General features: G+C 49.5%; 15 protein-coding genes and 2 pseudogenes. 1 reads left to right on the top strand and 16 read right to left on the bottom strand.

What is annotated here, in order from left to right:
- Window positions 1-89: 89 nt before the first annotated feature.
- From MHI01_RS27925 to MHI01_RS27900, 5 genes and pseudogenes are all read right to left on the bottom strand, one after another.
- Window positions 90-3,508 (bottom strand): annotated as a pseudogene (locus MHI01_RS27925) (AAA family ATPase).
- On the bottom strand, window positions 3,505-4,689 hold the full coding sequence (locus tag MHI01_RS27920) for an exonuclease SbcCD subunit D (RefSeq protein WP_340984617.1): 1,185 nt from the start codon (window positions 4,687-4,689) through the stop codon (window positions 3,505-3,507). The pseudogene MHI01_RS27925 and the gene MHI01_RS27920 overlap by 4 nt, the downstream one beginning before the upstream one ends.
- 53 nt (window positions 4,690-4,742) lie before the next feature.
- Window positions 4,743-9,160, bottom strand: a pseudogene (gene addA, locus MHI01_RS31070) (helicase-exonuclease AddAB subunit AddA).
- Window positions 9,157-12,660 (bottom strand): helicase-exonuclease AddAB subunit AddB, encoded by a 3,504-nt coding sequence (gene addB, locus MHI01_RS27905; RefSeq protein ID WP_340984614.1) that lies wholly within the window; start codon window positions 12,658-12,660, stop codon window positions 9,157-9,159. The pseudogene addA and the gene addB overlap by 4 nt, the downstream one beginning before the upstream one ends.
- 199 nt (window positions 12,661-12,859) lie before the next feature.
- Window positions 12,860-14,233 (bottom strand): class I SAM-dependent rRNA methyltransferase, encoded by a 1,374-nt coding sequence (locus MHI01_RS27900; protein WP_340984613.1) that lies wholly within the window; start codon window positions 14,231-14,233, stop codon window positions 12,860-12,862.
- A 574-nt stretch (window positions 14,234-14,807) separates the two neighbouring features.
- On the opposite strand from MHI01_RS27900, the gene MHI01_RS27895 reads away from it, so the two are divergent.
- Entirely contained in the window at window positions 14,808-15,809 is a 1,002-nt protein-coding gene (locus tag MHI01_RS27895; RefSeq protein ID WP_076250688.1) for a Na/Pi cotransporter family protein, read from the top strand.
- Window positions 15,810-15,866: 57 nt separating this feature from the next.
- Here MHI01_RS27895 and MHI01_RS27890 read toward each other — a convergent pair whose 3' ends face one another.
- The 11 genes from MHI01_RS27890 to grpE all read right to left on the bottom strand — a co-directional run bounded on the left by MHI01_RS27890 (window position 15,867) and on the right by grpE (window position 25,761).
- A complete protein-coding gene (locus MHI01_RS27890; protein WP_036615070.1) occupies window positions 15,867-16,301 on the bottom strand; it encodes an NUDIX hydrolase in 435 nt (144 codons plus the stop codon).
- 114 nt (window positions 16,302-16,415) lie between these two features.
- The gene (gene mtaB / locus MHI01_RS27885; RefSeq protein WP_340386915.1) at window positions 16,416-17,762 is read right to left on the bottom strand and encodes a tRNA (N(6)-L-threonylcarbamoyladenosine(37)-C(2))-methylthiotransferase MtaB; all 1,347 of its coding nucleotides are present in this window, start codon (window positions 17,760-17,762) and stop codon (window positions 16,416-16,418) included.
- Between the two features lie 2 nt (window positions 17,763-17,764).
- On the bottom strand, window positions 17,765-18,529 hold the full coding sequence (locus MHI01_RS27880) for an RsmE family RNA methyltransferase (protein WP_127545212.1): 765 nt from the start codon (window positions 18,527-18,529) through the stop codon (window positions 17,765-17,767).
- 137 nt (window positions 18,530-18,666) lie between these two features.
- Window positions 18,667-19,347, bottom strand: a complete 681-nt coding sequence (locus MHI01_RS27875) for a site-2 protease family protein (protein ID WP_340984612.1) — start codon at window positions 19,345-19,347, stop codon at window positions 18,667-18,669.
- Between the two features lie 3 nt (window positions 19,348-19,350).
- Window positions 19,351-20,316, bottom strand: a complete 966-nt coding sequence (gene prmA / locus MHI01_RS27870; RefSeq protein WP_340984611.1) for a 50S ribosomal protein L11 methyltransferase — start codon at window positions 20,314-20,316, stop codon at window positions 19,351-19,353.
- 189 nt (window positions 20,317-20,505) lie between these two features.
- Window positions 20,506-20,898 carry a hypothetical protein gene (locus MHI01_RS27865; RefSeq protein WP_340984610.1) on the bottom strand — a complete coding sequence of 131 codons (393 nt, stop codon included), beginning with the start codon at window positions 20,896-20,898 and terminating at the stop codon, window positions 20,506-20,508.
- Window positions 20,891-21,070 (bottom strand): YfhD family protein, encoded by a 180-nt coding sequence (locus tag MHI01_RS27860; RefSeq protein ID WP_036615084.1) that lies wholly within the window; start codon window positions 21,068-21,070, stop codon window positions 20,891-20,893. Before MHI01_RS27860 ends, MHI01_RS27865 begins: the two co-directional genes overlap by 8 nt.
- A 258-nt stretch (window positions 21,071-21,328) precedes the next feature.
- On the bottom strand, window positions 21,329-21,697 hold the full coding sequence (locus tag MHI01_RS27855) for a hypothetical protein (protein ID WP_017687219.1): 369 nt from the start codon (window positions 21,695-21,697) through the stop codon (window positions 21,329-21,331).
- Window positions 21,698-21,937: 240 nt separating this feature from the next.
- The gene (gene dnaJ, locus MHI01_RS27850) at window positions 21,938-23,062 is read right to left on the bottom strand and encodes a molecular chaperone DnaJ (RefSeq protein ID WP_036615086.1); all 1,125 of its coding nucleotides are present in this window, start codon (window positions 23,060-23,062) and stop codon (window positions 21,938-21,940) included.
- Between the two features lie 129 nt (window positions 23,063-23,191).
- Entirely contained in the window at window positions 23,192-25,036 is a 1,845-nt protein-coding gene (dnaK, locus tag MHI01_RS27845) for a molecular chaperone DnaK (RefSeq protein ID WP_047843796.1), read from the bottom strand.
- Between the two features lie 161 nt (window positions 25,037-25,197).
- Window positions 25,198-25,761: a nucleotide exchange factor GrpE gene (grpE, locus tag MHI01_RS27840; protein WP_340984609.1), complete on the bottom strand. Its 564-nt coding sequence runs from the start codon at window positions 25,759-25,761 to the stop codon at window positions 25,198-25,200.
- Window positions 25,762-25,763: the final 2 nt, after the last annotated feature.

The raw sequence follows: 25,763 nt of genomic DNA, 5'->3' as shown, positions 1-25,763 counted from the left end.
AAAGTGGACTTTTTGAACAACCTCTAATATTCATTTCGCTTGGACTATTAGAGGCGCTTCTATGATCTATATTGCTTACACATTGCCCTCTACAGGGTCTCCAAGACCACACGTGAGCCGTTTCCGGCCTCACCTGCCGGAATCACCACAAGTTTGCGCGGCAAGCGTGCGCGCAGTTCAGGCACGTGACTGATTACACCAACAGCCAATCGGTCGTCATGCAATTTTTCCAAAGAAGTAATGACGGTATCCAACAGCTCAGGGTCAAGTGTACCAAACCCTTCATCCAGGAAGAAGAATTGGAGCGGGTACTGACCTCGCAGCTGAATCTGGGCCGACAGTGCCAAGGCCAGTGACAACGAAGTCAAAAACGTCTCGCCACCTGACAACGTTGATACCGGTCGTTTGACTCCCCCGTTGGCATCATCACAGATTACAAAACCACCACCGGAATCCACCTCCAGTGAATAACGTTGTTTGGTCAGGAAACGCAGACGCTGAGATGCCGCATGACTAACCTGCATCAGTTGTTCCTCCGCAATATACTCAACAAAAGCATTGCCTCTGAACGCGGATTGCAGCTTGCTGAGCAGTTCGCCTTGACGACTTACCTCCACCCGCTTGTTCTCCAGTTCGGTCCAGCGAACATGTCGCTGCTCCACATCCTCCAAATCACGTTCTGCACGTGCTTTGGCACGAAGGGAAGCCTCATCCTCAATTCGGACCTGCTGCAAACGCTCGGTGCAGGCTAACCACTGTTCCTCCGATACGACAGCACCACCCAGCTTTTGTTCCAGTTCACGCAACTGGGATGCCAGTTCACGCTCACGTTCACGGTGCTGCTGGATCTCCCCTGCCAGTCGCTCTGCTTCCTGTGAAGGAATTGCCGCGGATACAACAGCATCATCTGAGTCAAACGGAGATTGTTCCAGCAATTGCTTCCACCGTTCCTGTGCTTGTTGCAGATGTTCTGTAGCCGAGGCGGCTGCCTGTTGAGCCATAACGTCTTTCTTAGCTGATTCCTGCTTCAGCGTGTCCGCCTCTTTGAAGCGTTGTGCCGAGTCCGAAGCTGTTTTCCGCAGTCCATCCAGACGAGCCTGAGCCGCAGTAATCAGATCTTCTACCCGTTGCTCCCCAACCCACTGGCGCAAGCGTTCTTCCTTCTCGGCCAGCTGTTTGCTATTGCCCTGCCACTCCGTTTGCCACTGAATCAGTTGTTTATCCAATTCAACCAGTTTCTGCTGGAGAGATTGGATGATCTGGTCTTTTTCCTCAAGGAACGTCACGCTTTTGTTCAGACGTTCCTTGATGTCTTCGGCGCGCGCATCGCGCTCCTGCATCGCCTGATAGAGGGCCTTGGCCTCCTCCTGAGCGATGCCCGGCAGTTCCGCGGCCCAGCGGCCCTGCAAGGCATCCGCTACGGCCTCGCTCTCGGCAAGCTTACGCTCCGCCTGGGCGAGCCCGGCACGGCCGGCCTCTTGCGCAGCTGCCGCTTCCATGCGGCGCTGCTGCGCGCCCACAGCCGCCTGCTGCAACGCGGCGGCTTCGGCCTGGAGCGGCGCTGCTGCGGCAGCCAGCGCCTGCGCGGCTTCGCGCAGCGCAGCGGCACGCGATGCCCAGCCTGCCGGGGAGCGCCCGTGTTCGGGCGACCCGGCGGGCTCGGGCTCCGCTGCCGCAGGCGCGGCCTCGGCTGCGGCCGGAGCTTCGCCGGCCGCAGCGCCAAGCTGCGTCAGCAGGCTGCGACGTTCGTGCAGCTGCTGGCGTAGCCCAAAGCGCAGCTCCTGCAGCTCCGCGTGCAGGCTGCGCAGCAGTTCCAGGTCCGCATCGCCTGCGTGCGGACCTTCTCCCGGCGGCGCAGCCGGGAGCGGGTGGTGCGGCGAGCCGCACACCGGGCATGGCTCGCCGTCGTGCAGTTCGGCGCGCAAGGCGGAGGACAGCCGGTGTAGCTCCTGCTCGCGCATCGTGCCACGCAGCCGTTCCTCCGCAAGGGCCAGCAGGCTTTGTTCGCGGCTAATATCCTGCTCACAGGCAAGCAAGGCCTCAAGACCTGCTGACGCCTGTTCTACCAGATGCTGACGCTGATCACTCAGGCGTTTTTCTTCCTCAGCCGCCGCCTTCAGCTTGTCGGCTCCCTGTTCTGCCGATTGCTTATAGGCTTGCATGTCAGCCTTATTTTGCTGCAACTGCTCCGCGGCAGTATCCACACGATGTTTCAGTTCTAGCGCAGCTTGAAGTTGCCTGCGTTCCTCTGACTTCACTTCATTTGGCTTGAGGCTCTCCTGTAGTTCCTCTCGCCGTTTGCGTCCGCGCTGTTGCAGTTCCTTTTCTTTCTCAAGCTGCTGTCCCAGCGTAGTTTGTTCGCTCTGCCCCTGTTCCAGCAACTGCGCGAGGCGCGAGCAATCGGCTTGAAGTCCGTCCCGTTCACGTTGCAGCTCTTTCGCTTGTTCGAGTTGCTCCAGGCGCAGCAGAAGTTTCGGTTCTTCCTCAGTCATTTGCTTGCGTGCCGTCTCAGCCTTCTCCGCTTCCTGAACAGCCAGACGCTCATGTTCCAGTGCTTGCTGATGAGCTGTCTCGGCAGTATCCTGCCGCTGCTTCTGTGTAGTCATGGCATCTCGAACCGTCTGCAATGCAGGCAGTATTGCATCTGCCGCAACGGATTGTTTCAGCCGTTGTTCGCCTACCTCTATCTGTGGTTCCAGTGCTTTCAGCTTCTGCTGTTCATCCGTCGGGCCTGCCGTTCGTTACTTAACTCACGAATTTTGCCCAGTTGTTCAGCTTCCTTCACAGCTTCATCCAGCGCTTTGCGGGACAATTCAGACTGCTGAACAGCGTTTTGAAGAAGACGTTTCGTTTCTTCCAGCGTCTCCTTGCTGGCATTCCCAAGTCCCTGTTGCTCCGCAGCAAGAGATTGGTGAACCATATCATTATCCTTAACCCGCCGACTTAATTTGATGGCCAGCTGATCCCCATACTTCTCCAGATGGAACAATCGTTGCAGCATCTGACGACGTTCACTGCCTTTGAGTGACAAAAACTCGGCAAACTTCCCTTGCGGAAGCACCACTGCCCGTGTAAAATCATCCATCTTCAAACCGATCACATCTTCAACGCAGCGATTCACATCTGCCAATTTGTCGGCAAGTACCTGTTCTTCGCCATTAACCGTCTCTATGAATTTGCTGATTGTGTTACTCACCGAAACTTCATTATTTCGTTTGAAACGTCGCTCTACCCGGAACCTTCGAGTGCCTTCCGCCGACATCAGTTCAAATGTAAAAGCAACCGACAACGAATCCTCTGCATGATTCATAATGCCTTGCGTCCCGTTCACCGCGCGTTCCACTTTTCCGTACATGGCGAGTGTGATGGCATCGAGCAAAGAAGATTTACCACTACCCGTTGGACCGAAAATACCGAATAGTCCCGTCTCCGTCAGCACGGTAAAATCAATCTCCTGCATCTCCCGATAACTTTGCAGTCCAGCAACTTTTAATAAAATCGGCTTCATCTTTCCTCGACCTCCTCACGCGCACCCGGCTCGTCTTCATCCACAAGTTCCAGGAAAAGCTGTACCAAGCTGTCTTCCGGTTGTGCACCACCAGTCTGACGCTGATAAAATTTACGGAACAGTTCGTGGACCGGCAGCTCGGATCGTTGCTCCAAAAGTCCTGTTGCAGCCATCTCGGGATACACCGGGCGAATATGGATGATACCTTCATGTGATTTTCGCAGCTGCTGAATCTCCTTTAGGGACATCGCCTCGTCCAGCCACACTTCCATGTCGATAAAAGCCTGTGGATCACGCCCTTCATCCAGCCAACGATATACTTCTGCCAAACCACCACGGGCCTGCCAACGTACAAGCGGACGCCCGGACGTTAACAAAACTTCTTCTACCTGTGCTGCTCCACCCGGCGCCAGATCAACCATCGTGACAGACTTGCTCTGCCCTGCTTCCGAGAAGCTGTAGGCGAGAGGAGAACCGCTATATCGAATCACACCGTCTCCTTTGACAGCCTGTGCACGATGGAGATGCCCAAGCGCCGTGTATTGCGCACCAGTCGATAAAGATGATGGATCCACCGTGTAGGCCCCACCGATTTGAATCGGACGTTCCGAATCACTCTCAAGTCCGCCGAGCACATAGATATGGCTCATGGCCAAGTTCACGGTATCCGGGCGAAAAGAAGCTGCCAGACGTTGCATTAACATGCCCACCCGGTGACTGTATGCCTGACGAAGCACATTTTCGTCCCCATCTGTTGTCAGCAATTCATTCAATCTGGCTTCAGAAGGATAAGGTAATGCGGCAATCTGTGCAATTTCTCCGGTTCGCTTTGCATGGATGGTTACCGCTTCTGAAGTAGGCATCCCTACGAGTGTAATGCCCTGTCTGTTCACAAGTGGAGTTACAGAAGCTACACGTTCTGGCTGATCATGATTCCCTGCAATCACCACGAGGGGTCTTCCATGCTCCGTCAGACGCGCTGCCGCTTCATAAAAAAGCTGTTCCGCCGCTGCGGGAGGATTCACCGAATCATACACATCTCCGGCCATCAATATGGCATCCGCCTGTTGCTCATCAGCGACCCTGACGAGTTCATCAACGAAATCTTCCTGTTCACGCAGTCGGCTTCGTCCTTCCAGCGTTTTTCCCAAATGCCAGTCCCCTGTATGCAAAATACGCATCGTCCGTTCCACCCCTCTCCCATGTGATATCCATGGTTTTAAATTCCGATCTTTTACAATTTCACTGCATGTCCACCATCAAAAAAGTACAGCCATTTCCGGTCAACTTTCCGACCCAATATATCTTCAATGGCCCGTCCATACAGATCTAGCTGGAAGCGATAATTTTTGGTGAGTTCATCCAAACCACCACGATGCTCCAATACCCGATCCGTCTTGTAATCAAGCAAGACAAGCTCGCCGTCCACCTCATACAGACAATCGATAATCCCCTGTACAAGCACGGTTTCATTTTCAATCGTTGCCTGCATTTTGCTATCTTCATTTATTATCTGCATATCTGAGTTCGCCGCCCGTTCATGTAGCCATTCCACAGGAGACTGATGTGCCGGAAGTCCATACACAAACGGAATCTCCCGTTTCACCCACGCTGCACGCAATAATTCTTTCCCTGGTTCTGTATTGAAAAATCCGGCCAGTTCTTCAGGTTCGATAGCCGCAGCATGATGGGGCAGCAAAATCTGAAGCTTAATCAATCGCTCAATTGTCTGTTCAATAAGTTGTGAATCAACAGATGATCCATCTATAGGAAGATGCTGCATCAACGTATGATACACGTTCCCCCGTTCTGCCCCTGTCAACTGCGTTGCCTCCATGAATTTGGGACGACGCAGGTGCAGTTTGAAAGACGTACCTGCAGATCCCGCATCCGGAAGGTTCACCGTACCGTTTGAATCTGTCCGTGATCCAGTCTCACGCTCGTTAGATTCATCGGATACGCCACGTAGTACATGGCCTGCTTCATCTTTGGTGTAATTGATTTCTGAGTTGTTGTGAGCCAATAATTTCTCGGACTGTTCTCCCAGTTCCTCCATCACCTCTACGGACTGGATATCCTGCATCGCAAGTAACGTTTTCAACTCCGTGACAGATGTACTGGCTGCTACTTGAGTTGCTGCTTCATAGGGGTACGTCCATGAAAGTCGTTGATCAACCTCGTTGATCAGCCGTGTCTCCTCTTGTTGAAGAGCTACTATGTCTGCACCTTCATCTCCAATGTTTTGGTTAGCCGTATCTTGTGCACTCTTCGTCAGCTCTTCTACAGTTGAAGATGTAACCAACTTCACGGGTTGGACGGCTTTTAGTGCAGCAATTCGTTCTTTCCGTACCTCATTTATCCCGTCTTCTTCTCCGAGTGTCAGATCTACCACATGGTCACGGGATACCTGATCTGCGGAAATAATAGAGATCGCCCATCGTGATTGATCATCTGCAAGACAAGCTGAGAACGAATCATTGCTTCCAGCAAGTTCACGCAGCACAGCCGCATCTGGATGTCTCATCAGGGATGGTCCAATCCAGTCCAGGTAACTCCGTCCAGCAGCAAGCAGATAGTCTGGCAATGCCAATTCAGGGCTATCCTTGACCTGAGACCACGCGAGCGCTTTTTTCGCGGCATCTTTTACAGTACCCAGCAAAATCATTTTCTCTTTGGGACGGGTCAACGCAACATACAGCACACGCATCTCTTCAGCAAGCAGTTCAAATTGCGCACGACGACGAATCGCCAGATTGGCTAATGTAGGATAGGCAACCCGGTTCTCACGATCCACAAACCTCGGACCAAATCCCAGTTCCTTATGCATTAGAAACGGTGCGTTCAAGTCCTGCTGATTAAACATCTTGGATATGCCACCGACAAAGACAATTGGAAACTCCAAACCCTTACTCCGGTGAATCGTCATGATACGTACGGCGTTGTCCTGCTCACCAGAGCTACTTGCTACAGTTCCGAGGTCTCCCCGTTTTCCCGCAGTCTGGAAACATAGGTCAGGAAACGGAACAAGCCGCGATTCGCAGTTGATTCCTCATATTGTCGTGCGCGGTCGTACAATGCCTTAAGATTACTTTGACGTTGCAGTCCTCCTGGAAGACCACCAACCCAGTCCAAATACCCGCTTTCCCGATACATACGCCAGATCAGTTCACTTAGACTGCCTTGTCTTGCCTCAAGTCTCCACTGCTCCAATTGACGCATAAAACGAATTAACTTTTGCTGTAACTCCGAGCCTGAGATCTCCGTTATGCCCGGATCCTCACTTGCATGTCCCGCAACACCAGCATCTTGCATTCCATCTGTATGCACATCGGATTCATAGACATCATCCAGGATCTCTGCCTCGACTGAAGCTGCTGTCTCCCGCTGTCCCTGTTCCATCTCTGACCAGGCTTCCGGCCACTGCAACTGGACCATATTGGAATCAGGATGATTATCCTGCCGGGATTGTTGTACGGCATTAGTGGAGGAATCGCTCCAATCTCCCGCAGCCGATATAACCGCATCATAGAATGACTGTCTTTTGTCACCAAGCCGAATCTGTGCCAGTTCCTCTTCATCCAGTCCAACAATCGGGGAACGAAGCACGGAAGCGAGCGGAATATCCTGCCTTGGATTATCAACAAGCTGAAGCAGAGACATCATGATTTCCACTTCTGTAGCCTGAAAATAGCCCTTGCTCTGTTCTCCTCCAGCAGGAATTCCCTGCTGTCTGAACTCCTCTATCATGAGCGGAGCCCACATCAAGGTCGAACGCAGCAAGATGACCATGTCACCGTAACGTGCCGGGCGCATCGTTTGCAGGGCTTTGTCATATACATGGAGGGCAGGTTTGTCCGTATCCCCAACCATCTCACGAATACGCCTTGCGATCGCCCGCGCTTCCAACTGTGCTGTTTCGAGTTCGGCACTCTCCAGTTCTGCGGAAACCGCTGCATCCCCATTCTCATCCGTACTCTCTGTCAGATCAGGACCACCACCCTGACGATCGACCAGCATGAGTTCAGGTGTATACGCCTCATCGCCAAGCGTCTCTGACGGGAAGGTAGCCCCATATGCCAGTTGAGCTCGTTCATCGTAAGCAATCTCTGCCACACCTTCGTTCATGAGTTGCCGGAATATCATATTGACCGAATGCACGACTTCCGCACGACTGCGGAAATTACGCGCAAGATCAATACGTTGACCTGCACGATGCAGACGATTTTCCACTATTCCATCTTCACGTGTGCTCGCTCCATATTGGCGATACTTGTTCATAAACAGACCCGGCTCAGCCAATCGGAAACGGTAGATACTCTGTTTGACATCACCGACCATGAATCGGTTACCCGGGTTTTCTCTGGAGATGAGCTTCACGATATCTTCCTGAACCGTATTGGTATCCTGATATTCATCAAGCAACACTTCATCGAATCGCGAACGGTACTCCATAGCCGCATCGGAAGGCATCGACTGTTCAGGCGTTGAATCCTCATGTCGCAAAATGTGAAGACAGTAATGCTCCAGATCACTGAAGTCAACTTGCCCACGTTCCTGTTTGGCCTGTCGATAACGTTCTCCAAATGTACTAACCAACCTCGACAACTCCTGCATGAGTGGTGCTGCTTGCTCCAGCTCCTGCCAGAACGAAAACGCACTTCTTCCGAACAATGAACCTTTCAGGTCGGTAACTGCCTTTTTCGCGGCCTCACGGAGTTCCTTCACCTGATCTTGTAAAGCAGGGTCCGTCTGATCTTTCTTGCAAGGTTTCAGTTTGCCAAATGCAGCGGGTTGAAACACTTCAGGCAACCTCTCCCATGGCATAATCTCAACCGCAGACAACAGTTCTTCTACCATCACCAGGTCTTCTTTTAACGTATCTGCATAAGGTGCCGGACCTTCAGGCTGCATGGAAATATGAATGCCTTGACGAAGCAATCCTGCTGCACCACTCAAAGCAAGAGCCGCATCACGCAAAATACTCTGAACCCATGCTGAATGTCCAAGTGCCTCTACACTTTCCACCTGAAAAGCAGACGCCATCTCTGAGAGCCAATGATCCGGCCAGGAATGACTGCGGGAGAAATCATACAAACGTTGCACCAGTCGATGCATCGCATCATCGTTTCGTTCTCCACTGAACCAGTCTACTAATTCGCGGAATGTACTCCCTTCATCTTCTTCGCCATACTTTTCCTCAAATAGTTCTTCAAGCAGTTCCTGCCGCATGATTTCCGCTTCATTTTCATTCAGGATACGGAAAGCCGGGTTCAACGGAATTTGCTGATAATAACGGCGAATGACTTCCATACAGAATGAATGCAACGTTGTAATAGATGCCCGTCCAAGCAGCGACAGCTGCTTACGCAGATGCTCTTCTCCAGGCTGTTCTTCCAGCGCACGTTCCAACGCTTCCCGAATCCGTTGTTTCATCTCGGCGGCGGCCGCTTTGGTAAACGTAGCTACAAGTAAACGATCCACACTGTATCCTTGGGAGGGATCTGCGATCTTGCGAATAATTCGTTCAACCAGCACGGCTGTCTTGCCTGATCCCGCCGCTGCGGCAACCAGTATGTCTTCTCCGCTTTCCGAGATGGCACTCCACTGGTCATCACTCCAGAAGCTACCCTCCGGTTTTGGCATATTCGTCATGATGTTTCCCCTCCCTTGGTGTGAGATAACATATCCCAGATTTGCTGTTTGCCCGGTTTGGACAACAGGTTATACTCATTTCCTTCTATATTCTCATCAAACTGACAAACAGGCTTATATGGACAGAACGTGCACGCCACTTCCTGCTGAATACGATAAGGCTCAATGGCCACATCCCCATCCGTAATCCGGGTACCAATCTCGCGGATATTACTGCGAACTGAAGCAAGCAGCGTATCCCATTGCTCTGGCGTAGCTACAGCGGCGCTGCTATAAAAGCTTCCGTCCGCCTTAAGAGCAACTGGAATAATAGCTGAATACCCCTTATCCAGGGTGTTGTCCATTTGAGCAATTGCGTCCCGATCCGCCAGTAGCAAACCTTTCATTTTGAACCGTTTCAGCAGTTCTTGTCCTGCCTGCTCTGATGTCATGCCGTTTGCGGATTGCAACAGCGGGTTATGCACATGGAAATACAACGTTCCTCCCGGCATCGCCGTTTCCCCAAGCCATTCTTCGGCAGCACTAAGCAGCACCTCCAGATAGGTGAGCATTTGCAATGACAGACCATAGTACACTTCATGTAACTTGAGGTCCGTCTGGCTTGATTTATAGTCAATGACACGCAAGAGCAGACCATTCTCTCCTTCTGCGACATCTACACGGTCAATTCGACCCACGATCTCCATCACACAGCCGTTCTCCAGTTCAAAACGTAGTGGCGGCAGTGTTTTATCGGGCCCAAAATCAAGCTCCAATCCAATCGGTTCAAAACTTCCACGTCTGGACTGTTCACCAAGAATAACCGATGCCCGGCTAACAATGTCCTTCAATTTGCGGAAAATATAACCGTATCGCTTGGTGCTTAGCAAAATCTCCCCTTGCAGCTGTGGTGCAATCTGCTCCACCGTTTGCTCGGCTTCCTGACGACATTGGTCTGGAGTCAAACTGCCCCAACTACGATTTTCTTCGCGCAATCGCATAGCCAACTGGCTTAGTGCAGCATGAAACAGCTGTCCGATATCAGGAGCCTGAAGGCGGTACAATTGCCGTTCTTTGAGACGCAGCCCATGCGAAGCAAAATGGGAGAACGGACAAGCGACGAACCGCTCCATTCGCGAGACACTCGTCCTCACCTCTGTACCATACAGTCTGCGACTGGTAACTGTACGTAGTGGTAATGCCCGATTACGATAAAAGATTGATCCCATCAACCGTTCCAGCTGAGGTCTGCTTGTCTCTCGAGATACATGCCAATTGTAGACCGCCCACCACATTTCAGGGATGTCTTCTCCGCGGCGCCATTTGCGCAATTGTCCAATGAGCGTTGACAGACTCTGACCCGGATGGGTGACATAGGACCAATGCGCTTCTTCCGAGTTCGCAACCGGCGGTTGAGCGAGCAATGGCTGTTCTTGTAAACCAAACATCTTCCGTACATGACGGACAATCTCGGAAGGAAGCAGTGCTTTCCCCTCATCATCAGCAACCGGGTAACTCAGCCACAACTGGCTGCTTGCCGCTGTAAGTGCCGTATAGATCAGGAAACGTTCATCCAGCATCTGCCTTGTTGCACCTGGTCCAAGCGCCACGCCTCTTTCCGTCAGTAACGATCTCTCCAGTTCCGTTAATACGCCATCATCCTGAGGTACGGCAGGTAATTCACCATCAACCGCGCCAAGGATAAATACGTATTTGATGTCCTGAAGTCGTGTACGGTCCATAGAACCAACCAATACCTGATCAAGTGCTGGTGGTACCAGACCTAGCTTCAGTTCCGTCAATCCGGTCTCAATCATCCCGGCAAACAGCGTGATATCCAGCCGTTCATTCCCCATCATATCGACCATCTGATCCAATAAATCCAGCACAGCTCCCCACATCTGCCGATGTTCTCTCGACCGTTCGGGGTCACCTTGTGCCTTAGCTTCAGGAGACATGTTATCCAGCTTCCATGGGATTTCAGCATCTTCCAGCAATCTGTATAGTGCCTCGCACTGGGCTTTAGCTGTCTTTGCCTTTTTCATTCGTTTCTCAAAAACACCCAAGGAATCTGTAATGACCGTTCGGCAGCTCTCCATTAAAGAAAGCATCTGGTCCCGTCCTCGACTACGGCCATCCTGACCGTTGTCTTCGAGCGACAGGCTTGGTACATACTTCCACGGTTTGCCGTCAGTCCAGCGATACCCGTGAATACCACAAGCCAGTACATAATTCTCAAGCTGGTCCATATCTTCACGAGTGATGGAACCATCACGCGGAAGCAGCAGATCCGTTTTGACACAGCGAAATACATCCTCGTAACGCCAGTGGCGCCGAACAATATCCAGTGCGGAACGGATAAACTCGGATAATGGATGATGAAGTTCATTTCTTCTGCGGTCCAGAAAGACGGGTACGTCATAATCCCTGAATAGAGGTTCAGCTATATCAGCGTAGGTATCCAACTGACGAACAAGTACCGCCATGTCCCGATAACGCGCACCTTCGTTTTGTGCCAGGCGCCGCATCTCACGCAGTGCTCCCTCCATCTCAGCTCGTCGGTTCTCCGCTGCAACCAGTCGGATTCCGGAATTAAGGCCATCACTTTTCCAACGAATTCGGCGGTCGAAACCAGCCTCCAGATGAGCAAGTCCCGGACGATCCTTGTATCTCGGTGGAATCTCCGAATCTAGCACGGTTATATCGCTCGGTACACCCAGTTCGTCAGCCATCCCTTTGAGACGCGCATAGGCACTTGCCGTGGGATAAAACAGTTCCAGTTCTCCAGGCAGTGCGCCGTGATCATAAGGACGATCCAATGTCAGGGCAATCGTCACGGAAGAGGACTGCAACATCAGCCGACCGATCACACTCATCTCCTGTGGTGTGAATCCCTGAAAACCATCAATCCAGATCTGGGCATCCTGCAGCAATGCACTTTCCGACAAACGATCTGTCAGCTCGGTCAACGTGTCTTCATCATCAATATATAAATGGGTCAATTCCTGTTCATAGTCACGATATATCAGATTCAAGTCATGCAACTTGTCCTCCAGAATCGGCGAAGTGGATGAGGTATTCCCTCCAGACATCCCTTCTTCCAGCAATGACGGATCAACTTCATAACGTTTAAATTCACTATATAAGTCATTTAATTCGCCTATAAAACCCAGCTGGCTGCCGGATGCACCAAACAGCTTTAATTCTTCCTTACGGCGCTGGATGACCTTGTAGAGCAGCATCTTTTTGCCTTCGGCTCCGATCGGAATACGAGCAGAACCACCTGCTTCTTGCATTACACGATAGGCTAGACGGCGAAAGCCGAGCACTTCTGCACGCATGGTACCTTTAATTGCTCCAGAAGAAACCAATGCCTGCTCTGTTCGAAAAGAACTCTGTTCGGGAACGAGTAAAATCAAAGGTGTGCCTTGCGGCTCCTTTTGAAGCAGGGATGTAATTTCCCGGGTAATCAGCAAGCTTTTTCCGCTGCCTGCCCGGCCAATAACAAAACGAACGGACATGTCTAATCCTCCAAACCACACGTACAAGATTTTAATTCCCAGTATAACATATCTGACTTGGTTCGGAACATACGTTTGCCACTATCCGGTAAAACCGGAGATCATCTCCGTTAACACAGCAAAACAGCAAAAAGCCCGCAGCTATCACACTGTGGACTTTTGACTTGATCTATACTTGATTGGAACGAAAATCATACGATTAATTCTTTTTACTGCGCACTTCGAAAATAGCAAATTTCAGGTAATGTCCTTCATCCACGCCCAAAATTTGTGGGTGATCCTTACCAGCTGCTTTCCAGTCGATCAAACGAAGCACTTTGCCTGCATCTTCCGCTGCATCGGCAATCGTATCCAGGAAGAGGTCTGGACGCATGTGATACGAACAGCTGGCTGTTACCAAATATCCACCCTCATTGACCAGTTTCATTCCTTGCAGATTGATATCTTTATAACCACGACATGCACCTTTAACTGCTGATTTCGTTTTGGCAAATGCAGGAGGATCAAGGATGACCACATCAAATGTTTTACCGCCAGCTGCAAGCGCTTTGGATGTATCCACTTTCTGTTCGCCTGCACGTGCACGTGTACGTTCATCCAGCCCTTTCACTTGTTCACGCAAGTACTGGAATGCATCAGCAACTACGAACTCGACCCGGTCAGTGAAACCGTTCAGCTCCACATTTGTTCGTGCACTCTCAATGGCATGCTCCGAAATATCAAGACAAGTCACTTTTTTGGCTCCATACTTGCAAGCATTCAACGTAAAGCTACCCGTGTGTGAGAAACACTCCAGAACAGTCGCACCATCCCAATATGGGAATGTAACTACCTTACCGCTTTTATTCACAGGCAAGAGCTGCTCTGTGCCATCCTGCTCAGTCGTTTGAAGTGTGATTCCACTCTTGTAGCCCCAACCCTTCATGAGCGGTTCGATGGCTGCACGATTCTCACGTTGGTCGAAGAAGTAACCTGTCTTCTGCCCTTCCACGATATCCACTTTAATGAGTAGTCCATTCTCTGTAACAGTGACATGCCGTGGGCACTCTCCATGCAGCGGACCTTTGGTCTGCTCCAAACCTTCCAGTTCACGAATCGAGACATCACTGCGCTCATATATGCCTTCCGGCTGCATTACTTCAATGAGTGCCTGTACGATGGCTTCACGGCAACGATCCATGCCAAGTGTAAGCAACTGTACAACGAGGATGCTACCGAAACGGTCAACGATCAATCCTGGTAGAAAATCAGCTTCTCCGTAAACGAGCCGGTATGCCTCGCCATCCTGTATAAAACGTTCCCGATGACGCAAACAATCGCGGAAACGAGCTGCAAAAAACGCGGTGTCCATCTGTTCGGACTCCAGAGGTTGATACGCTACAACTCTTACAGTGATTTGAGATGCGGGATTGTAATATCCTGTCGCCAGATAGCGACCTTGATGATTCAATACATTGACCAGATCTCCCGGTTCCGGGTTTCCGTCAACAGAGGCAATTTCATTGTTAAATATCCATGGATGTGCATGTTCAAGCCGCTTTTTGCGACTGCGTTCGAGTGTAACTGATGGCAAGGTAGATCCACTTCCTTTAATTTAATAGTAACTGATGCGCAAGGTGGCGTTTCGGTACGAAGATCCACTTCCTTTAATTTAATAGTTCAAAAGATAGGTTTGGTGCGGCGCGTAGGTGGCGTTTCGGTTACGAATCGATCTTCCGATCACTGTTGTCTCCAGATTTTTTTGATTCCCTTTTTTAAAGGGAAAATCCGGAGACAAAGGCGCACGCTTCGCTTCTTCAGATTCGATTTCGTCCCCTCCACTACGTTTGCACGAATCACCGTATCTTTCGAATTGGGGTGGGGCAGTTAAGTGACGTTCCGGTTACGAATCGATCTTCTGATCGCTGTTGTCTCCAGATTTTTTTGATTCCCTTTTTTAAAGGGAAAATCCGGAGACAAAGGCGCACGCTTCGCTTCTTCAGATTCGATTTCGTCCCCTCCACTACGTTTGCACGAATCACCGTATCTTTCGAATTGGGGTGGGGTAATTTAGGTCACTTCCCTCTGAATTCCTTTAGGCTTGTCATGGTTGTCTTTTCTTACTCATAGGATGAGTTAAGGAACCGGACGGAAGGAATGATATTTCTATGTTTAGAGATGTTATATTGCCCTTACTCTATGGGCTTATTATCTTTTTTGGTGGCATGAAGCTGATGGAAACGGCCTTGCAGCGCATGGCAGGGCCCATGTTGGCAGATTGGCTCAATCGTGCCACCTCTGCTCCATGGAAAGGCATGGCCTTCAGTGCAGGTGCAACGGCCCTGTTACAGAGCAGTACTGCGGTCACCGTACTCACCATTGGACTGGCTAATGCCAGATTAATTACCTATGGACGAACACTTGGCATCATCCTCGGCACCAACATCGGGACATGCCTGACGACGGAGCTGGTGGGACTGCAGATCGGACGTGCTTCCCTACCGCTACTCGTCCTGTCGCTAACGGGCTGGGCCATGTTTGTTGTTCTTGGTGAACGCAATCTGGCCGCTCCTGAACGCACGCGTCAGACTCTGTTTAACATCCAGTACAGTTTCCTCGCAGCTGCGGGATTTGCACTTGTTATGACAGGCATTCAGGTGATGCAATCCATTGCCTTACCCTTGCGGAGCATGGGCGTATTTCAATGGTTTCTCGACCGCTCGGCCGACAGCTTGTGGTGGGGCTTCCTGGCAGGTGCCTGTCTGACAGCGCTCATTCACAGCAGCGCAGCTGTCATTAGCATGGCGATTACGCTGGCAGCCACAGGGGTATTGCCTGTGGAGATCGGCATCGCCATTGTGATCGGGTCCAATGTGGGGACCTGCATCACCGCTGTGATTGCTGCCGCGGGCGGAGCATCCGCAGGCAAATTTGTCGCAGCCTCCCATGTTGTATTAAACATTGCGGGAGCGTTGCTGTTTATGCCGCTGATCGGCCAGCTGCATGCAGCTTCGGCCTGGCTGTCAGCGGACAACGGGGCACAGATTGCGCATGCCCAGACCCTTTTTAACATCACCAGTTCACTGCTTGCTTTGCCATTTTGTTACTTGCCAATCTGGCACAAAAAACCACCGGTCCACGCCCCCGCGGCGAAGTCACCCGTGGCTTGATGATCTGTCTATCCAGACCCACAGAGCTCGCGGCTAACTGACTCGAACAATAGTGCGTTATACGTTAATGCCTAACTTGTTCAGGGCTACACGCAAGATATCATCGTTATTATCATATCCGCTCTGCTGCTGTAAGGACCATGCTTCTTCCGGAGCATACCAATCCACACCCTTGATTTCTTCAATCTGAGGCTGTAGATCACCACTCTCGGCTTCAACGAGATAATAATGAACTTCCTTGTCCACCGGGCCAAAGTCTGCATGTTGGTACGTGTAAGCAATGATATCAACCGGCTCTACAATGCGGCCCACCATACCTGTCTCTTCCAAAATCTCGCGCAGTGCCGTCTGTTCAATTGTTTCTCCATCTTCCATTTTGCCCTTGGCGAGAGTTGTTTTACCATAACGATCTACGATAAGCTGAATTTGAAGACGTCCGTCTTCCCCTGTTCTATAAACAACTCCGCCTGCTGAAATTTCTTTTTTGTTCATCGTGCTCTCCCCCATCAACTTCGATATCTTTATCTTATTTTTTTGCAAAAGAAGGACCTCATCTCCCCGGGTAAGCTCCCCAAGGAAATGAAATCCTTGTTTCTGACGCCTCGATTACATCGCGGCGGACTTAAGATTCTCTTCCAAAACACGTACCAGCATAGCCTGACTCTCGTTGACGCCGGCTTCAACCACTTTGACTCGGCACACTTTACCGACCATATCCATCGTTCCATCAAAGACCAGTTGAATGTAGTTGTCGCTATAACCGTGCAGCTTGCCACTTCCCTCGCGGCCTTTGGCTTCACCTTCGGGAATAACATCCAGTACCTGTCCAACAAACTGCTCAGCGTACTCCAGCTGCATCTGTTCAGACAAGTCAATCAGTTCATGCACACGTGCATTTTTGACTTCTTCGTCCACCTGATCTTCCATTCGTGCTGCTGGTGTACCCGTACGCTTGGAATAAGGGAATACGTGCATTTCGGAAAAACCGATCTTCCGCATCAACTCATAGCCATTACGGTACATCTCATCCGTCTCACCTGGAAATCCAACAATGATGTCTGTTGTAATCGCTACATCCGGCATTGCTTCCCGAATGCGAAGCATCTTGTTGTAAAACTCTTCCGTCGTATATTTACGACGCATGCGTTTTAACACCGTATCATCACCCGCTTGCAGCGGAATATGGAAGTGACGAACAAGTTTGTCCGAACGTTTGATCACGTCGAGCATACGGTCGTCGATCTGGCTGGCTTCAATCGAGCTGATTCGAATACGCTCCAAACCCTCTACCTTATCCAAATCCCACAGCAGATCGGTCAGATCATAGTTCTCCATGTCATCGCCATACCCACCTGTATGAATACCAGTCAGAACAATCTCCTTGTATCCGGCGTGTACGAGTTGATGCGCCTGTTGAATAATGCTGTTCGCTTCCCGACTACGTGAGAGACCACGAGACCACGGAATAATGCAGAACGTGCAAAAGTTATTGCATCCATCCTGAATTTTTAGGAATGCTCGGGTACGATCAGCAAAATCCGGTACGTCCATTTCTTCAAACACACGGGTTTTCATAATATTACGCACCGCATTAACCGGTTGACGGGACTCCTGAATTTCATTAACATATGGCAAAATCTTGTCACGGTCCTGTGTACCGATAACCAGATCCACCCCTGGGATGTCCAGAATCTCTGCCGGAGAAGTCTGCGCATAGCAACCTGTAACGGCCACAATCGCCTCCGGGTTGCGCCGAATGGCACGACGAATAATTTGACGGCTCTTTTTGTCGCCGGTATTGGTTACTGTACAAGTATTAATCAAGTATACATCCGCTGTCTGTTCATCAAAGTCCACTTGATCGTAACCTTCGTTTTTGAACAATTGCCAAATCGCCTCTGTATCATAGAAATTAACTTTGCAGCCTAAGGTGTAAAACGCCACGGATGGCATAATTACATTCCTCCCATTTCTCCGGATTCATATAGCACGCAAGTTAGTGCTGCCATTCCAGCTGTCTCAGCACGCAAAATGCGTTTGCCCAGTCCAACAGATACAGCACCTGCCTGATCAGCCTCTGCCGTCTCCTTCTCAGAAAATCCACCTTCCGGTCCAACCACGATCAATACTTCTGCACTTGCATCAGGTGCAAGTTGCTCAATAAACGGTTTCAGTGCATCTCTCAGCTGTTTACCGTTTTCTTTCTCATAACAATAACATACCAGGCTATAGCCCTCAAAAGAAGATAACAGCCCTTTCCAGGAAAGCGGCTGCTCAACGGATGGAATGCGATTCCGGTGACTCTGTTCGGCAGCTTCCTTGGCAATTTTCCGCCACCGCTCCAACCGTTTGCCTTCTTTCTTGGCATCATATTGCACAATCGTACGTTCTGATAGGAAGGGTACAAATGATACCGCCCCAATCTCAGTACATCTCTGGATGACTGTTTCCATCTTGTCACCCTTGGGCAAACTCTGTGCCACGGTTACACGAATCCGTGCTTCATGGTCCATCTCGAGAGGTTCCACAATATTGGCTGTCACTTGGCCAACTTCAATACTCTCAATTTCCACGAGTGCTTCTCTGGAGTTTCCGTCACTGACAATCAGTTTATCTCCAGGTTTACCACGCATGACCTTGCCAATATGGCGTGCATCATCACCTGTGATAATCACAGCGTGTTCATTAAACTGTTCTGCAGATATAAAATATCGCTGCATTAGTCAATCCACCCATTCTGTCCTGTTATGATTGGAATTCACCCCACCTGATGACAGGCATGAATCCAATCGCCACAGATGATCATACAACTTTTACGTGTTTCTGACCAGTATTCCGGTTCATAAACAATGCGCTTTTAGCGATATAATTCGATAATCACCTTTGCTAGATCCACATACATCGTTTGCGCAAACTCATACAAAGGTTGAATCGTCACATTTTGCAACGGAGGTATAACAAGAATCAATAGGAAGATAAAAACAGACCATTGCTCCACCCCTTGCAGCTTGCGGCTGATTGAAGGTGGCAGTAGATCCTCTAGAATCCGATAACCATCCAGTGGTGGCAACGGAATCAAGTTAAACAGGAACAGGAAAAAGTTGGTTAAGTTAAAGATAGCGAAAAACGTCGTGATTGCTGTGAGCAGACGCTCATTATCAATGCCGCCGAGAGCTCCCGAACCAACCAGTGAAGCATAGATGATTGTACCGATGATCGCGAGCAAAAGATTGCTCAGAGGCCCTGCTACAGATACGATGATGCCCATCAATCTAGGTTTGTCGAAGTTAGCCCGATTAACGGGAACTGGACGTGCCCAACCAAAGCCGGCAATAATGAGCAGCAGCACACCTAACAAGTCAAAGTGTACAACCGGATTCAGCGTGACCCGACCCAACAGCTTCGCTGTTGGATCACCAAATTTGTTGGCAAAATACGCATGCGAGAATTCATGCACCGTAAATGCGATCAGAATGGTCAGCAGGAAAAACGGAAGCTGATCGATCGGATAACGAAAGAACGAATTCCAGAAGTCCATACGTTACCCCTTTCTGGCTACAAACGCCAGCCAATCCTCATCACGGTGGATCGCACTCACTTCAAACCCGGAGGCTACCAGTGCATCATGCACAACCTGCTCTTTGTTCTTCCAAATGCCGGATACAATATAGGTGCCACCAGACTCAAGCGCATTATAGACATCGTCTACGAACAACAAAATGATCTCAGCCAGAATGTTCGCCACGACAATCTTAACCGGCAGTTGTACACCAAGTGCAGGGTCCTGACTCCCAAGGACGGACAACAGATCACTCTCTTTAACCGTAATTTGTTGTTCCAGCCCATTCAGTTCCACATTCTCCCTGGCACTGATTACCGCAACCGGATCAAGATCAAGCGCCAGTACATGTTTTGCCCCAAGTTTTATCGCTCCAATAGCCAAAATACCAGAACCTGTACCTACGTCAATAACTTCCTCGCCGCCCTGAATAACCGTTTCCAGTGTGCGCAAGCAGAGGGAGGTCGTTGGGTGGGTTCCTGTACCAAAAGCCATGCCTGGATCAAGCTCAATAATTTTCTCATCTGGACTTTCAGGCGTATACTCTTCCCACGTTGGCTTGATCGTCAAACGTTCCGATACACGTACCGGCTTGAAATATTGTTTCCAGGCTGTTGCCCAGTCATCTTCATCCACTGTACGCGTCTCATAACGAACCTCACCTGTATCAATTCCGAATTCGGAGAGTTCCTCAACTCTCGGATTAACTTCAGACTGTAATGCAACCATGTCCGTACCTTCGGAGAAGTACCCTTTGATGACCGCAAAGCCTTCCGGAATATCATTCAATGGAACGTCGTATAACTCACCATACGTTGTGTCCCGTTTTTTATTTAAAGTACCGGACTCTTCAATCGAAACCCCTCCAGCACCCGCTTCATGTAAAAAATTCGAAATCATCTCCACAGCTTCTTCTGTGGTATGTATTGTTAGTTCATGCCATAACATACTTGGTTTTTCCTCCTCATTATTCAAACATCCCAACTATTGTACTACACAAGCTAGCCGGAGCACAAAGCCGACAACTAAAAGAAAAACAAAACAGGATATCCGCAGCCTGACTGCTCGAATATCCTGTCATCTATTCATACATATCTGTTTTATTTACTTCAGCATTTTACATAATTTGAATCTCACTTAACAAAAACGCCCACCGTTTTGTGTGATCATCTCTGCGGCTTGCGGGAGCGAATCGTTGGATACGGACACGGTTAGCAAAATTTCTTGTTTTAGCCTGTTGGCCGAGTCCTCTTTGGGTGTATCATACACCTGACCATTGGACAACATTTCCGTTTCATCACTAATCAAGGCAAGTACATTCAGTTCGCCACTAAATCCTCCGACGACGGCCGTAGGAGAATTATCGGAGCCCGTAACATGGTTTGAGCCCAATGCAGACGCTTCATTGCCAAGGCTCTCAATGCTTAATTGGTTCGGGTGCAAAAATTCCAGGGCTCTGCGTGCAGACTCGGCCTCAGTCCAGCTTGTAAAAACAGCTTCGAGGGTCACTGCCGAGCGATCTTCAGTCATGAAGCTCCCGTCCCTGTCTTCGATCAGCCGCTTCACTGCGGCGTAGTGCTTCGATATCTTCATGATCCGCAACTTCAGCGCTGAATTCCACGTCCTCATTTTTCGCGGATTGCATACGTTTCATCTTTTCCGTTTTTGTTAAAATCTTACCTGGACGTTCATGTTCAGCCATTGTAATGCTCCTCCTTCAAATTAAAATGAACTAATATTTGTTACACTGTAAGACTCCGATTGTAGCCCCATCCTCCGATCGCTGTTATCCCCAGATTCCTTCAACTCCCTCCTTAAAGGGAGAAATCCGGGGATAGCGTATGCTTCCGAAGTAGCTTTCTTGCGAAAGCTTTTAGGCGAACGCTTCGCTTCTTCAGATTGGTTCTACACTCTCCGTTAAAGTGTAATTATCTGTCCATCTTATATACATTTCCTGAAACTAGATCATTCCACCGGCTTGTTCGATTATAGACATAGCGCGGTGATGTACCGATTCATCTACGATGACAGTTAGTAATACATCTCTTCCTGTAGGTCCACCCTGTCCACCATCACTCATGCCGCTTGCAGAAGGGTCCGCCGCAGCCATAATTCCAGCACTGGCATTTGTTTGCATCGAATCGGGCACCCATGATGAAAAACTGCCGGAAACGCCCGGCTTGTAGGAAGCCCCGCTTGGTCCTACACCCGCATATCGGCTGAATCGATTAATTGACAGGTCCTCCACTCGCAATGCCTCCAGTTTTTTGGCCGCCCCTTGAGCCTGCTCCGGGCTGTGAAAGTACGCCAAAATATTTTTCTCGGTCATCCGCTTCACCTGCTTCCCTAATTTCTCGCATATCAGCTATGCATATCATTCTCGCCATGCTATCTTTCCGCAAGTTCGCTCAGAATATACCGAAATGCTCCCACAAATTGCTGTCGTTCTTTGTAGCATAAATCCATGGATTTCACAAAAACCACTGAACCACTAAAAAAGGCGTACAAAAAAGGACACCCCGCGGTAAAAACCGCTGTGGTGTCCTTTTGAACTTACTTTATTTTATTCTCAGTCGCCGCGGAAGGCGCGTTTCACTCTATCAAAGAAAGATTGTTCATGCTCATGTGTTTGCTCTCCATCCAGCGAAGCAATTTGGCGAAGCAGATCCTTCTGCTCGTCATTCAGCTTACTAGGTGTAACCACAACCACTTTCACATGCTGATCCCCCTGCCCCATACCGCGCAGGCGTGGTACACCTTTGCCTTTGAGGCGGAAATACGTTCCCGTTTGTGTACCAGCTGGTACTTTCAACTTCACTTTCTCGGTCAACGTTGGGATCTCAACTTCATCTCCCAGAGCTGCCTGAGCAAAGGTAAGTGGGATTTCGCAATAAATATCGTCGCCTTCACGCTCGAAGAAATCATGTGATTTCACGCGAATGACAATATACAGATCTCCCGCTGGTCCGCCACGCAGGCCGCCTTCACCCTCACCTGTCATACGCAGTTGCGCGCCATCATCTACACCCGCTGGAATGCGAACATGGATTTTGCGTTGCTTGCGGACTTTACCGCTACCACTGCACGTTGTACATTTTTCTTTGATAATTTGGCCCGAACCGCTACAGTTCGAACATGCACGACGATTAACCATACGACCAAACGGTGTATTTTGCACGACTTCCTGCTGACCGCTACCTTGGCAGACCGAGCAGGTTTCCGGTTTCGTTCCAGGTTTGGCACCTGAGCCATGACAGGTATCACAGCCTTCGGTACGCGGAATCGTAATATCGGTTTCTTTACCGAATACAGCTTCCTTGAACTCAATTGTCATCGTGTACTGCAGATCATTCCCCCGTTGCGGAGCATTTGGATCACGTCGTCCACCGCCACCGCCGCCAAAGAACATATCGAAGATGTCGCCAAATCCGCCGCCGCCAAAATCACCGCCACCACCGAATCCACCTTGATTCGGATCGACATGACCATATTGATCATATTGTGCACGCTTCTGACCGTCACTCACTACGTCGTAAGCTTCTTTAACTTCTTTAAATTTAGCTTCCGCATCAGCAGCCTTGTTTACGTCAGGGTGATACTGACGGGCAAGCTTACGGTAAGCCTTTTTAATCTCATCGTCGTTAGCCGTTTTACTAACGCCAAGCACCTCATAATAATCACGCTTTTCAGCCACTCTTCCACCCCCATATCATTCACCATATCGCACATCGTGACAAAAGGAAAGCCAAAGCGCGGGAGCCCCGGCTATGACTTTCCCTCTAATTCGAACGTCACCGATGTTTAATTCGCGTAGAACTACGAATTAGTTTTGTTTTTTATCTTCATCCACAACTTCGTAATCAGCGTCTACGACGTTGTCACGTTTAGCAGAACCTTGTTGCTCTTCAGCACCTTGTGCTTCTTGCTCTTGCGCCTGAGCTTGCTCATACAGTTTCACGGACAGTTGTTGAACGATCTCTGTCAGTTCTTCTGTAGCAGCTTTGATATCTTCCAGGTTGTCGGAAGCCAGAACGCCTTGCAGTTTTTCTTTGGCAGCATTCGCTTTTTCAACTTCGCCAGCATCTGCTTTTTCGCCAAGATCTTTGATCGTTTTGTCAACAGAATAGATCAATTGATCTGCACTGTTTTTCGCTTCAACGAGTTCTCTGCGTTTTTTATCTTCTTCAGCGTGCAACTCAGCATCTTTCATCATTTGCTCAACTTCAGCATCGCTCAAACCGCTGGAAGAAGTGATTGTGATTTTTTGAGTTTTGTTCGTACCTTTATCTGTTGCAGATACGTTAACGATACCGTTGGCATCAATATCGAAGCTAACTTCGATCTGTGGAACGCCACGTGGAGCTGGTGGAATATCACCCAACATGAAACGTCCAAGCGATTTGTTACCCGCTGCCATCTCACGCTCACCTTGCAGAACATGAATCTCAACGCTTGGTTGATTGTCTGCATACGTGGAGAACACTTGAGATTTGCTTGTAGGGATCGTAGTGTTACGCTCGATCATTTTAGTGAATACGCCACCCGCTGTTTCGATACCCAGGGACAATGGCGTTACGTCGAGCAATACAACGTCTTTCACGTCACCTGTCAGTACGCCCGCTTGTACAGCAGCACCCAAAGCTACAACTTCATCCGGGTTAACGCCTTTGTGTGGCTCTTTGCCCGTCAGTTTTTTGATTGCTTCTTGTACTGCTGGAATACGTGTCGAACCACCAACCAATACGATCTTGTCGATATCGTTAGGCGTCATACCCGCATCACTCAATGCACGACGAGTTGGTTCAAGCGTACGCTCAACCAGACCTTCAGAGATTTCTTCAAATTTCGCACGGCTCAGGTTCAACTCCAAATGCTGAGGAACGCCATCAGCAACTGTGATGAACGGCAAGGAGATCGTTGTAGTCAATACGCCGGAAAGTTCTTTTTTCGCTTTTTCCGCTGCATCTTTCAAACGTTGAACCGCTGCTTTATCTTTACTCAAGTCAATGCCTTGATCTTTTTTGAATTCACTTACGAGGTAATCAATGATCACTTGGTCAAAGTCATCCCCGCCTAGTTTGTTGTCCCCGCTAGTTGCTTTAACTTCGAAGAAGCCATCACCCAGTTCAAGAATGGATACGTCGAACGTACCGCCACCCAGGTCATATACGAGGATCGTTTGGTCTTCGGATTTCTCCATACCGTATGCCAAAGCTGCTGCTGTTGGCTCGTTGACGATACGCAGAACTTCCAAACCTGCAATTTTACCCGCATCTTTAGTCGCTTGGCGCTGACTGTCATTGAAGTAAGCTGGTACAGTGATAACTGCTTGAGTTACCGTTTGACCCAGATAAGCTTCAGCATCGGATTTCAATTTTTGCAGGATGATTGCAGAGATCTCTTGTGCAGAGTAGTCTTTGCTATCGATCGTTTCCTTGTGGGAAGTACCCATGTGACGTTTGATCGACATGATAGTACGATCCGGATTGGTGATGGCTTGACGTTTTGCTGTTTCACCAACAACGCGCTCTCCATCCTTTTTGAAACCAACTACGGATGGAGTTGTACGTGCGCCCTCCGGATTTGGAATTACGACAGCCTCGCCGCCTTCCATTACTGCTACGCATGAGTTTGTTGTTCCTAAGTCAATACCAATTACTTTGCTCATCCGAAAATTTCCTCCCTCAACAATTTAAAATGAATGGGTCTGATCTGACCCTTATTTAGATGTTCATGTTGCTAATCGTGCTCTATGTGTACAAACCTTTATATTAAACTTCGCCCACATTGTTCAACCATGGAGCCGACTCATTCCTTCCTATAAGGAATTTATGAGCTGACTTTAACCATAGCTGGACGAAGCACTTTATCTTTCAGCATGTAGCCTTTTTGGACTTCCTCAACAACGATACCTTCTTCGTACTCGTCGCTCTCCACTTGCATAATTGCTTGGTGGAATTCAGGATTGAACGGTTGTCCTACCGATTCCATAGCCGTCAGACCTTCATTATTCATCACGGTTTCCAATTGACGGAAAATCATTTGGATGCCCTTGGAGAAAGATTCGACCTCTGCTCCTTCCGGTACAGTAGCCATGGCGCGCTCGAAGTTATCAATAACCGGTACCAGTTCGGTGACCAGCTTCATCGAAGCGTATTTAGCCAATTCTTCTTTTTCCTTCTGCGTACGACGACGGAAGTTATCAAAATCAGCCTGTGCACGGACATAACGCTGTTGTTGCTCCTCAGCTTCTGCCTTCAGACGTGCAAGCTCATCCTGCTCCTGACCAGCCATCTCTTCAGCTTGTGCTTTTGCAGCGCCAGCTTCATTAATAGGCTCCTGCTCAGTTGCTGTTACCTCTTGTTCTTCTGTAAATGATTGCTCCTCTTTCAAGA

This window comes from Paenibacillus sp. FSL M7-0656 (assembly GCF_038003225.1).
GTDB classification, from domain to species: Bacteria; Bacillota; Bacilli; order Paenibacillales; family Paenibacillaceae; genus Paenibacillus; species Paenibacillus amylolyticus.
This window is presented reverse-complemented; position numbering and strand designations above follow the sequence as displayed.

What these genes read in the sequence shown, in the direction of transcription:
- MHI01_RS27890 (WP_036615070.1), bottom strand. Translation starts at nt 16,301, where the DNA reads ATGAACAAAAAAGAAATTTCAGCAGGCGGAGTTGTTTATAGAACAGGG.
- MHI01_RS27875 (WP_340984612.1), bottom strand. Translation starts at nt 19,347, where the DNA reads ATGGACTTCTGGAATTCGTTCTTTCGTTATCCGATCGATCAGCTTCCG.
- MHI01_RS27880 (WP_127545212.1), bottom strand. Translation starts at nt 18,529, where the DNA reads ATGCAGCGATATTTTATATCTGCAGAACAGTTTAATGAACACGCTGTG.
- mtaB (WP_340386915.1), bottom strand. Translation starts at nt 17,762, where the DNA reads ATGCCATCCGTGGCGTTTTACACCTTAGGCTGCAAAGTTAATTTCTAT.
- MHI01_RS27895 (WP_076250688.1), top strand. Translation starts at nt 14,808, where the DNA reads ATGTTTAGAGATGTTATATTGCCCTTACTCTATGGGCTTATTATCTTT.
- MHI01_RS27865 (WP_340984610.1), bottom strand. Translation starts at nt 20,898, where the DNA reads ATGACTGAAGATCGCTCGGCAGTGACCCTCGAAGCTGTTTTTACAAGC.
- dnaK (WP_047843796.1), bottom strand. Translation starts at nt 25,036, where the DNA reads ATGAGCAAAGTAATTGGTATTGACTTAGGAACAACAAACTCATGCGTA.
- addB (WP_340984614.1), bottom strand. Translation starts at nt 12,660, where the DNA reads ATGTCCGTTCGTTTTGTTATTGGCCGGGCAGGCAGCGGAAAAAGCTTG.
- MHI01_RS27920 (WP_340984617.1), bottom strand. Translation starts at nt 4,689, where the DNA reads ATGCGTATTTTGCATACAGGGGACTGGCATTTGGGAAAAACGCTGGAA.
- MHI01_RS27860 (WP_036615084.1), bottom strand. Translation starts at nt 21,070, where the DNA reads ATGGCTGAACATGAACGTCCAGGTAAGATTTTAACAAAAACGGAAAAG.
- prmA (WP_340984611.1), bottom strand. Translation starts at nt 20,316, where the DNA reads ATGTTATGGCATGAACTAACAATACATACCACAGAAGAAGCTGTGGAG.
- MHI01_RS27855 (WP_017687219.1), bottom strand. Translation starts at nt 21,697, where the DNA reads ATGACCGAGAAAAATATTTTGGCGTACTTTCACAGCCCGGAGCAGGCT.